This is a genomic window from Bacillus cereus group sp. BfR-BA-01379 (assembly GCF_022663605.1).
In the GTDB taxonomy this organism is placed as follows: Bacteria; Bacillota; Bacilli; order Bacillales; family Bacillaceae_G; genus Bacillus_A; species Bacillus_A mobilis.
In genome coordinates this window covers 41,516-52,800 of the sequence record NZ_JAKUFT010000032.1, presented here as the reverse complement: position 1 = coordinate 52,800, position 11,285 = coordinate 41,516, and the positions used below count along the sequence as shown (strand labels likewise).

Sequence of the window (11,285 nt, the reverse complement as noted above, 5' to 3'; positions counted from 1 at the left end):
TCTCTCCTGGGACGCTAAGAAAACCTTGTTATCTTTTGATAACAAGGTTTTTTGTTTGTCTACAAATTGATGTATGTACAAGAGGTATAAAATATAACGTAATATATGATAATTATTATGTATTGCAGATTAAAGTTCATTAAGAAAAGAGCGCTATTTATGCGCCCTATTCCTCTTATTTAATTTAAAGAATCAATAGGTTTATGATGGAACTCGAATCCATATCCAGATTCCCCTAATTAATCACTTAGAATGTTATAAAACTTTTTGCAATTCTAGTACGATGGAGCAGCTGTGATCGAAACTTATCCCCGACAGTGTGTTACAATTAATAGAAGTGGAAAGCGAGAATCTCCAATTGACTGGACGTGTGATGGGTTGGACAGTTTAAGAAGGTTGTATAAAAAAGGGAGATGGCGCAAAGATGGCGAGATCAAATGAGAATGATTTAACGGAGAAATTGGCAGAAGGTCACCGAAAATATGGTGATGGCAACTTTACAGTACAGAACATCGGTGATGAAACTAACCCGGATTGGACTGTCGTAAAAAATGTGAGGAAGGGATCGGCAGGCATTCGCGAAGGCGAAGATATATTAAGACTGCGATCAAAATATATAAAATAGTACGGAAATGGGCGGAGTGGGAGTTCAAATCTCTCCTAGGACGCTAAGAAACCCTTGTTATCAATAGATAATAAGGGTTTCTTGTTTAGTTATTAATAAACTTCTCAAAGACAAAACCATAATCTTTCACGTTATATTGTTTCTTCGTATCAACGAGCCAATTAAAGGCGATTTCGTTCATTTCTTTAAACTGTTCTGCTAAATTTACTTGTGCGTTTGAAATGCGGCTAAAAGCGTTAGATGCCATATCTAGACTTTTGTGTGCATACTGCAATGTAATATCGTTGTCGTATGCGATTTCTTCTATTTTAAGTAAAGCTTTATATAAATCTTTTAATTCTTCAATATGTTTTTTATGAACATCAATTGAATAATGCTCATCTCCCATTTGGAACTTAATTTCTATATCTAAATCAATTGTTCCGGCAGTTTCAAGTGCTACGTTTTTAATTTGATATTTACTATAGCTAAAGCGGCGTAGTGTCCGTTTTTTACTCGTTGCGCTTGTACCATCTAAGTGGAGTAATCCTTTGTTTGTAAAACAATATTCATCTGATTTTGATTTAATTAGAAAATAAATTTTTTCCCCGTCTTCATGCATCACATAATCATCAGCATCAACTTTATCGTAATCTTTCGGTGTGATGACAGATCCTACATCGCTTAGTCCTAATACATCTGCAGCCATTTTTTTAAACATACATAATCCCCCTTTAAAATTAAATTCTTAATTATATAAAAATATATTAACACGATTTCAATAAAGTGTTTTCTTATAAATGAAAACATTTGAAGGTAAGTGAAGGAAAGTAACGAATAATTATTTCAATCCTAAGTTATTTAGTAAATCTATTAGTGTAAGGGTGGATTCTCTGAAAAATAACTACGAGAAAAACAAGTGATTACAGAGAAATTCCGTGATGCCATCTGAAGTAATAGGGGGTGTTGTTCTCTCCCTTTTGAAATCTTACAATTCTGTAAGGTAACTGTAAGGAAGTTCGATGGTAACAAATTGCTAATCCTCTATAATAAAGGTAACAACGATAAAACGAGGAGGAAGAAATGATGAAGGGATTAATCGTAACGGGTTTAACAGTTGCTTTTGGATTTGTAGCGTATGAGAAATTAACGTATGTAGTTGATGTTGTAAAACATTTAATCGCTTAGTCAAAAAACTGCCATGAGAGGGAAAGGGAATGAGTGAATGAATGGAATGGTTATTTGGAATTATAGGTACTTGTAGTGTAGTGTTATTGTTCTTTGTCCCGAGTGGTATACTTAGTTCGACAACGAGTTTGTTCTTCTTAAGTTTGTTTGCTTGTACGATGCTTATTATTATGTTTTTAATGAAGCGAAGTAAACCGATCTTCTATTGTAGCATGATTGTTATGGCAATTATTGTTCTCCAAATTATTACCCTTGTTATATACCCCACTATTATAAAAGCTTTCCATTAAGGATGAATCCTCTGCTTGAATTGCTGAGGATTTTTATTTGCGCATTTTTAATTTTTGGTAAGGATTTGTTTATATTGAAATATAAAAATTAAATATTTCCATATTTCAAACAAATAGTTTTGGGATGTTGTGTTCTCATTACTCATTTGATATATTTACTTTAAAGATAATTAAAATCTAGAAAAAGAGGCGGACGTATGGATAAAAAAGAAAATACGGTCGTATTGTTTCCGCAGCTATCTGAGCGATATATTGATGAAGGTTTTTTAGCACTGAAAGAGCGGAAATTCGAAGATGCATTGCGCTGCTTTGAAATATTACGTCAGTATAATGCAGAAACGGAACAAACGGAACTCGCTTCTGTTATTTGTTTGTTAGAATTAAAGCATATGGAAGAAGCGAAAGACAAATGTGAACAGTTACTTGAAACGGGAGCTGTATTATTTGGTGATATTCTTGAAACATATGTGACGATTTTAGTTCAAACAAATGATTATGAAGGTGTTATTGAAACCGTCGAAAAAGTTTTGCAAACGAAAGATATAATGCCTGAGCAAAAGGAAAAATTAGCGCAGCTCGCTTTATTTGCAGAAGGTATGCTAAATGAAGTGGATACATCACTAGTCGATTCAAATTTTGATTTAGATGAGTTTACTAATGAAATGTTTGGAGAAAACTTTGGACAAAAGCTAAGAGCGATTCAGCAACTTTCGTTAAAAGACTTGGATCTAGCATTACCTATTTTAAAGAAATTTTTAATAGACGAAAAACAGCACCCTTATTTGAAAACTTCTATTTTATATAAAATGATAGAAAATCAAATAGAAGAAGAGATAGAGGTAGAAAAGTTTGGGAATACGATTAAGGTGATTCCGGCATTTACAGGTCATAATGAGGAGCAATCCGATAACATTATACATACATTATCAAACCGATTAGAGCAAAATTATCCCGATATATTTGATGCGATGGTTACATATTGGAAAGAATTGCGAATTAGCGTTTTCCCATTCGCTCTATTAATGGATAAAGTGGAGATTTGGGCTGCTGTTTTAGAGAGAATTGGAAGAAAGCGTTTCGGATTGACTATTGATGAAGAAGAGCTTATGACGGCGTATAATATTGAATTGGAAGAGTTTCATATTGCCTATCAATGGTTATTACGTGTTGAAAGAGAAGGATATTTGCCCGTATAATTATGAAAAAGAATCGTTCGGTTCTTGAAACGAGCATATTCTATGTTATAATGTAAGGGTTGCAAAAGGCAGAAATCTGCCTGTTTGTAAGAGAAGAGAAGTGTAATTCTCTTACTTAATATGTTTCATATTATTCTCGAACAAAATATACCGTAGTTGTCTTTTAGGCAATTAGTAGATTGGAACATTATATCTAAAAGCTTTTGCTAGAGGATTATTTGTACTTTTGTTATTTCAAAAAAGAGATAATGAAGATTTTAATCTATAGAGGTATGTGCATACATTATTATAGTTGGAGGGAAAGAATAAATGGCTACAAAATGGGAAAAATTAGAAGGTAACGTAGGCGTTTTAACAATCGAAGTTGATGCTAAAGAAGTAAACAACTCTATCGACGCTGCGTTCAAAAAAGTAGTACAAACAATCAACGTACCAGGTTTCCGTAAAGGAAAAATGCCTCGTCCGTTATTCGAACAACGCTTTGGTATCGAATCTTTATATCAAGATGCTATAGATATCATCTTACCAAAAGCATACGGTGAAGCGATTGATGAAGCTGGTATCTTCCCAGTTGATCATCCTGAAATCAACATCGAGAAGTTCGAAAAAAATGCTAACCTTATCTTCACTGCAAAAGTTACAGTGAAACCTGAAGTTAAATTAGGTGAGTACAAAGGTTTAGCAGTAGAAAAAGTTGAAACAACTGTAACTGACGAAGATGTAGAGAACGAATTAAAATCTTTACAAGAGCGTCAAGCTGAACTAGTTGTTAAAGAAGAAGGAACTGTTGAAAACGGTGATACAGCTGTAATCGACTTCGAAGGTTTCGTTGATGGCGAAGCATTTGAAGGCGGAAAAGGCGAAAACTACTCTCTTGCAATCGGTTCTGGTACTTTCATCCCTGGTTTCGAAGAGCAAGTAATTGGTCTTAAATCTGGTGATTCTAAAGAAGTTGAAGTTTCATTCCCAGAAGAGTACCACGCTGCTGAATTAGCTGGTAAACCAGCTACATTCAAAGTGACAATTCACGAAATCAAAACAAAAGAACTTCCTGAGTTAAACGACGAGTTCGCTAAAGAAGCAGACGAAGCGGTTGCAACTCTTGATGAATTAAAAACAAAACTTCGTACAAACTTAGAAGAAGGCAAAAAGCACGAAGCTGAGCACAAAGTACGTGACGAAGTAGTAGAATTAGCTGCTGCTAACGCTGAAATCGAAATTCCAGAAGCTATGATCGACACTGAGTTAGATCGTATGGTTCGTGAATTCGAGCAACGTTTAAGCCAACAAGGTATGAACCTTGAGCTTTACTACCAATTCACAGGTACTGACGCTGACAAGTTAAAAGAGCAAATGAAAGAAGACGCTCAAAAACGCGTAAGAATCAACCTTGTTCTTGAAGCTATCATTGAAGCTGAAAACATCGAAGTTACTGAAGAAGAAGTAACTACAGAAGTTGAAAAAATGGCTGAAATGTACGGTATGCCAGTAGACGCTATCAAGCAAGCTCTTGGAAGCGTAGACGCTTTAGCTGAAGATCTTAAAGTGCGTAAAGCTGTAGATTTCTTAGTAGAAAACGCTGCATAATAAAATAACAAGGCACGATTTTAATCGTGCCTTGTTTTATAAATATAGAAATATATTTATAAAACTTTTCGATGAAGAAGGAAAACTTCCTTTACAAGTCGAATATACATATTTCAAAAGTTTTAAAATTTTTTTATTTGTACATAACTAGTCATATTATTTGTATTTCTCGCCACGTAGTGACATAATATGTATTTACATACGATACATTTATCGTGTACATACGAAGGCAAGAGGTTAGCACTTTGTAAGGGGTGTGAAAATATGTTTAAATTTAATGATGAAAAAGGTCAATTAAAATGTTCTTTCTGTGGTAAAACACAAACGCAAGTTCGAAAGTTAGTTGCAGGTCCAGGTGTTTACATTTGTGACGAGTGTATCGAACTTTGTACTGAAATTGTACAAGAGGAGCTTGCGAAGGACGAAGAAGTAGAATTCAAAGATGTACCGAAACCGGTAGAAATTCGTGAAATCTTAGATGAGTATGTCATCGGACAAGATAACGCGAAAAAAGCACTAGCGGTAGCGGTATATAACCATTACAAACGCATTAATTCTAACAGCAAAATTGATGATGTAGAATTAGCGAAGAGTAATATTTCACTTATTGGGCCAACGGGTAGTGGTAAAACATTACTGGCACAAACATTAGCGCGTATTTTAAATGTTCCATTTGCAATCGCGGACGCAACATCTTTAACTGAAGCTGGATACGTTGGGGAAGATGTAGAAAACATCTTACTAAAATTAATCCAAGCAGCTGATTATGATGTAGAGAAAGCGGAAAAAGGAATCATTTATATTGATGAGATTGATAAAGTGGCACGTAAGTCCGAAAATCCATCAATTACACGTGATGTATCTGGTGAAGGTGTGCAGCAGGCACTTCTGAAAATTTTAGAAGGTACTGTAGCAAGCGTTCCACCTCAAGGTGGTCGTAAGCATCCGCACCAAGAGTTTATTCAAATTGATACAACGAATATCTTATTCATCTGTGGTGGAGCGTTTGATGGCATCGAGCCAATTATTAAACGTCGTCTTGGTGAAAAAGTAATTGGATTTGGTGCGGAGAAGAAAAATGCTGATGTAAATGAGAAGCATGTTTTATCTCACGTATTACCAGAGGACCTTTTAAGATTTGGTTTAATTCCAGAGTTTATTGGTCGTCTTCCAGTTATTGCGAACCTAGAGCCGCTTGATGAAGATGCTCTTGTTGATATTTTAACGAAACCGAAAAATGCACTTGTTAAGCAATTCCAAAAATTATTGGAGCTTGACGATGTTGAGTTAGAGTTTGAAGAAGGTGCACTAATTGAAATTGCGAAAAAAGCAATTGAACGTAAAACAGGTGCTCGTGGACTTCGTTCTATTATTGAAGGCTTGATGCTGGATGTAATGTTCGAACTGCCATCTCGCAAAGATATTGAGAAGTGTATTCTTACGAAAGAAACAGTAGCTGATAATGAACCGCCGAAATTGGTTTTACAAGACGGTACTGTACTTGATACAAAAACATCTGCATAGTGAGAAGGAGAAACAGCAATTTTTATAATTGCTGTTTTTCTTTATGTTTAGCTATGTTCCTCCGCGGAAATACTAAGAGATAAAACATTGCGGGAGGAAATAAATGATGAGCTGGACAAATATATTTTTACTTGTTCAACTTGTTTTTGGTGTAATTGTCGGATTGTACTTTTGGCATTTACTTCGAAATCAGCGAACACAAAAAGTTTCAATTGATCGAGAATCGAAAAAAGAATTAGAACAACTTCGTAAAATGCGCGAGATTTCTTTAACAGAGCCGCTTGCGGAAAAGGTGCGTCCTACATCCTTTATAGATATTGTAGGGCAAGAGGACGGGATTAAGTCGTTAAAAGCGGCTCTTTGTGGCCCGAACCCGCAACATGTGATTATATATGGTCCGCCAGGTGTTGGAAAGACAGCGGCAGCACGTCTTGTTTTAGAGGAAGCGAAACGAAATCCAAAATCTCCATTTCGCACGAATGCAACATTTATTGAATTGGATGCGACGACAGCTAGGTTTGATGAACGTGGTATTGCAGACCCTTTAATCGGTTCGGTACATGATCCGATTTATCAAGGTGCTGGTGCAATGGGGCAAGCGGGTATTCCGCAACCGAAAAAAGGTGCGGTAACAGATGCACATGGTGGTATTTTGTTTATTGATGAGATTGGTGAACTACATCCGATTCAAATGAACAAAATGTTAAAGGTGCTAGAAGACCGGAAAGTATTTTTGGAAAGTGCATACTATAGTGAAGAGAATACGATGATTCCAACATATATACATGACATTTTTCAAAAAGGTTTACCAGCCGATTTTCGCTTAGTTGGGGCGACGACACGTTCGCCGGAGGAGATTCCTCCTGCTATTCGGTCACGCTGCTTAGAAGTATTTTTCCGTGAGTTAGATACAGAAGAGATTCAAAAAGTAGCGAAGAATGCAGCTGACAAAGTGGAAATGCAAATAGGTGAAAATGGTATTGAAATGATTGGGATGTATGCAAGAAATGGACGAGAAGCGATTAATCTTGTACAAATTTCTGCTGGTATGGCGATAAATGAAGAACGTTCTTTCATTAAAGATGAAGATATAGAGTGGGTTGTTCACTCTAGTCAACTTACACCAAAATATGAAAAACGTATTTATCCTATTCCAAGAATCGGCCTTGTAAATGGACTGGCTGTATACGGACCAAATACAGGCGCGTTATTAGAAATTGAAGTAACAGCAATCAAAGCGAAAGATAAAGGATCGGTAAATGTTACCGGAATTGTTGAAGAGGAAAGTATTGGTAGTCAAACGAAGTCCATTCGCCGTAAAAGTATGGCGAAAGGTTCTGTAGATAATGTATTAACGGTACTTCGTTCTCTAGATGTGTTGCCAGAAGGATACGATATACATATTAATTTTCCAGGTGGTATCCCAATTGATGGGCCTTCGGCAGGTATTGCTATGGCAACGGGTGTATATTCAGCGGTGCATCGTACGTATGTGAATAATGAAGTAGCGATGACTGGTGAAATAAGTATACACGGTGAAGTGAAACCTATTGGTGGTGTGTACGCAAAAATAAAAGCTGCGAAAAAAGCAGGTGCGAAGAAAGTTATTATTCCTGCTGAAAACATGCAACCGTTTTTGTACACAATAAAAGGAATTGAAATCATTCCTGTTCGTAAGTTAAAAGAAGTATTTGAGTTAACATTTATGCAGGAAAATATGCATCGAGACATTGATATACATACTACTGTAGATGAAACAGATGCACAATCAATGTGAGAATGAACGATAATAAAATTTGCCAGACTTCGTTTAAGTTTGTATGCTTAAGCGGAGTCTTTTTTCCTTTTTAACAGGGAGAAAAACGAGGGATTTACAATTGCGGAAAATCTCTGCAATTGCATCTAGATGTATTGTAATATAAAATAGTTGAACAGGAGTTTAATTTATTATGGAGGTGCTATGTCTAGTATGAATACGAATGAAAGAATCGTACCCCTCCTACCATTAAGAGGCGTTCTCGTATATCCAACGATGGTTCTGCATCTTGATGTAGGACGTGATAAATCGATACAAGCACTAGAGCAGGCGGCAATGGATGAAAATATCATCTTTTTAGCGATGCAAAAAGAAATGAATATCGATGATCCGAAAGAAGATGACATATATAGTGTAGGTACAGTGGCGAAAGTGAAGCAAATGTTAAAATTGCCGAACGGTACGCTTCGTGTCCTTGTAGAAGGTTTACATAGAGCTGAAGTAGTAGAGTTTATCGAAGAAGAAAATATAGTGCAAGTTTCCATCAAAACGGTAACGGAAGAAGTGGAAGATGATCTAGAAGAGAAAGCTCTTATGCGCACATTACTGGAGCATTTCGAACAATATATTAAAGTTTCGAAAAAAGTTTCAAATGAAACATTTGCAACGGTAGCTGATGTAGAAGAGCCAGGAAGATTAGCTGATTTAATTGCTTCTCACTTGCCAATTAAAACGAAACAGAAACAAGAAATCTTAGAGATTGTATCTGTGAAGGAACGATTACATACACTTATTTCAATTATTCAAGATGAACAAGAGTTACTTAGTTTAGAAAAGAAAATTGGACAAAAAGTGAAACGTTCAATGGAGCGCACGCAAAAAGAATATTTCTTACGTGAGCAAATGAAGGCGATTCAAACTGAACTTGGCGATAAAGAAGGCAAGGGCGGGGAAGTTGAAGAACTTCGTGAGAAAATTGAACAGTCGGGAATGCCGGAAGAAACAATGAAGGCTGCACTGAAAGAATTAGACCGTTATGAAAAGTTACCAGCAAGTTCTGCGGAGAGCGGTGTTATTCGCAATTATATGGATTGGTTATTAGCTCTTCCGTGGACAGAAGCGACAGAAGATATGATTGATCTTGCTCATTCGGAAGAGATTTTGAACAAAGATCATTATGGTCTTGAGAAAGTGAAAGAGCGCGTACTTGAATATTTAGCTGTACAGAAGTTAACGAATTCATTAAAAGGACCTATCCTTTGCTTAGTAGGACCTCCTGGAGTCGGGAAAACTTCGTTAGCGCGTTCGATCGCAACATCATTAAATCGTAATTTTGTCCGTGTATCCCTTGGTGGTGTACGAGATGAATCTGAAATTCGTGGTCACCGTCGTACGTACGTTGGAGCGATGCCAGGACGCATTATTCAAGGTATGAAAAAGGCGAAAACAGTTAATCCAGTCTTTTTATTAGATGAGATTGATAAAATGTCTAACGATTTCCGTGGAGATCCATCAGCAGCATTACTTGAAGTGTTAGACCCAGAACAAAACCATAACTTCAGTGATCATTACATTGAAGAACCGTATGATCTATCGAAAGTTATGTTTGTAGCAACTGCAAATACACTTTCAAGTATTCCAGGTCCGTTGCTTGACCGTATGGAAATTATTTCGATTGCCGGTTATACTGAACTTGAAAAAGTGCACATTGCCCGTGAACATTTATTGCCGAAACAATTAAAAGAGCATGGCTTACGAAAAGGTAATTTACAAGTACGTGATGAAGCGCTTCTTGAAATTATTCGTTATTATACACGTGAGGCTGGTGTTCGTACACTAGAGCGCCAAATTGCAAAAGTTTGTCGTAAAGCAGCAAAAATTATCGTTACAGCAGAACGTAAGCGTATTGTAGTAACAGAGAAAAACATTGTTGATTTACTTGGTAAGCACATATTCCGTTATGGGCAAGCCGAAAAAACAGACCAAGTTGGTATGGCGACGGGGTTAGCGTATACAGCAGCAGGCGGCGATACACTAGCGATTGAAGTGTCTGTAGCGCCAGGTAAAGGGAAATTAATTTTAACTGGGAAACTTGGGGATGTTATGAAAGAATCCGCACAAGCAGCGTTTAGCTATATTCGTTCTCGTGCAGAAGAGCTTCAGATTGATCCGAATTTCCATGAGAAAAATGATATTCATATTCATGTTCCAGAAGGAGCAGTTCCAAAAGATGGACCGTCGGCAGGTATTACGATGGCAACGGCACTTATTTCTGCACTAACAGGTATTCCTGTAAGTAAAGAAGTGGGGATGACAGGTGAAATTACACTTCGTGGTCGTGTATTACCAATTGGTGGTTTAAAAGAAAAAACATTAAGTGCTCACCGCGCAGGCTTAACAAAAATTATTTTGCCAGCAGAAAACGAGAAAGATTTAGATGATATTCCAGAAAGCGTAAAAGAAAACCTTACGTTTGTGCTTGCATCTCATTTAGATGAAGTATTGGAGCACGCATTAGTAGGAGTGAAACAATGAAAGTAACAAAAGCAGATATTGTAATTAGTGCTGTTAAACCAGAACAATATCCAGACAGTGATTTACCAGAAATTGCATTAGCAGGTCGTTCAAATGTCGGGAAGTCTTCCTTTATTAATAAAATTTTAAATCGTAAAAAGTTAGTACGTATTTCTTCTAAACCAGGAAAAACGCAAACGTTGAACTTTTTCTTAATCAATGAGATGATGCATTTTGTTGACGTTCCAGGTTATGGATATGCGAAAGTATCTAAATCAGAGCGCGCAGCATGGGGCAAGATGATTGAAACATACTTTACAACGCGTGAGCAATTAGACGCAGCTGTATTAGTAGTTGATTTACGTCACCAACCAACAAACGATGATGTGATGATGTATGATTTCTTAAAGCATTATGAAATCCCAACAATTATTATTGCGACGAAAGCCGATAAAATTCCGAAAGGGAAATGGCAAAAGCATTTAAAAGTTGTAAAAGAAACGCTTGCTGTTGAAATTGGCGATGAAATTGTTCTATTCTCTTCTGAAACAGGACTTGGAAAAGAAGAAGCGTGGAAGGCAATTCATAAAATGACAAAAACAAAAAACGCGTGACGAATGTCGCGC

At 36.6% G+C, this 11,285-nt stretch carries 9 protein-coding genes; 8 read left to right on the top strand and 1 reads right to left on the bottom strand.

From position 1 onward, the window contains the following. Positions 1-424 precede the first annotated feature (424 nt). On the top strand, positions 425-625 hold the full coding sequence (locus tag MR113_RS14190) for a hypothetical protein (RefSeq protein WP_000124458.1): 201 nt from the start codon (positions 425-427) through the stop codon (positions 623-625). A gap of 85 nt (positions 626-710) precedes the next feature. Here the strand turns inward: MR113_RS14190 and MR113_RS14185 are convergent, their stop codons facing one another. Further along, positions 711-1,325 (bottom strand): PH domain-containing protein, encoded by a 615-nt coding sequence (locus MR113_RS14185; RefSeq protein ID WP_163096185.1) that lies wholly within the window; start codon positions 1,323-1,325, stop codon positions 711-713. Positions 1,326-1,833: 508 nt separating this feature from the next. Here MR113_RS14185 and MR113_RS14180 point away from each other — a divergent pair. The 7 genes from MR113_RS14180 (at position 1,834) to ysxC (ending at position 11,273) form a co-directional block, all read left to right on the top strand. After that, complete coding sequence (locus tag MR113_RS14180) at positions 1,834-2,082, top strand: hypothetical protein (RefSeq protein WP_001973787.1); 249 nt, start codon at positions 1,834-1,836, stop codon at positions 2,080-2,082. A 197-nt stretch (positions 2,083-2,279) separates the two neighbouring features. Continuing rightward, positions 2,280-3,278, top strand: a complete 999-nt coding sequence (locus MR113_RS14175) for a hypothetical protein (protein WP_242254972.1) — start codon at positions 2,280-2,282, stop codon at positions 3,276-3,278. Positions 3,279-3,587: 309 nt separating this feature from the next. Further along, on the top strand, positions 3,588-4,865 hold the full coding sequence (tig, locus tag MR113_RS14170) for a trigger factor (RefSeq protein WP_242254970.1): 1,278 nt from the start codon (positions 3,588-3,590) through the stop codon (positions 4,863-4,865). A gap of 264 nt (positions 4,866-5,129) precedes the next feature. After that, positions 5,130-6,389, top strand: a complete 1,260-nt coding sequence (clpX, locus tag MR113_RS14165; protein ID WP_000472283.1) for an ATP-dependent protease ATP-binding subunit ClpX — start codon at positions 5,130-5,132, stop codon at positions 6,387-6,389. 106 nt (positions 6,390-6,495) lie between these two features. Continuing rightward, entirely contained in the window at positions 6,496-8,166 is a 1,671-nt protein-coding gene (gene lonB / locus MR113_RS14160) for an ATP-dependent protease LonB (protein WP_242254969.1), read from the top strand. 183 nt (positions 8,167-8,349) lie between these two features. Further along, positions 8,350-10,680 (top strand): endopeptidase La, encoded by a 2,331-nt coding sequence (gene lon / locus MR113_RS14155; RefSeq protein WP_061677126.1) that lies wholly within the window; start codon positions 8,350-8,352, stop codon positions 10,678-10,680. Further along, the gene (ysxC, locus tag MR113_RS14150) at positions 10,677-11,273 is read left to right on the top strand and encodes a ribosome biogenesis GTP-binding protein YsxC (RefSeq protein WP_000869114.1); all 597 of its coding nucleotides are present in this window, start codon (positions 10,677-10,679) and stop codon (positions 11,271-11,273) included. The genes lon and ysxC overlap by 4 nt, the downstream gene beginning before the upstream one ends. Positions 11,274-11,285: the final 12 nt, after the last annotated feature.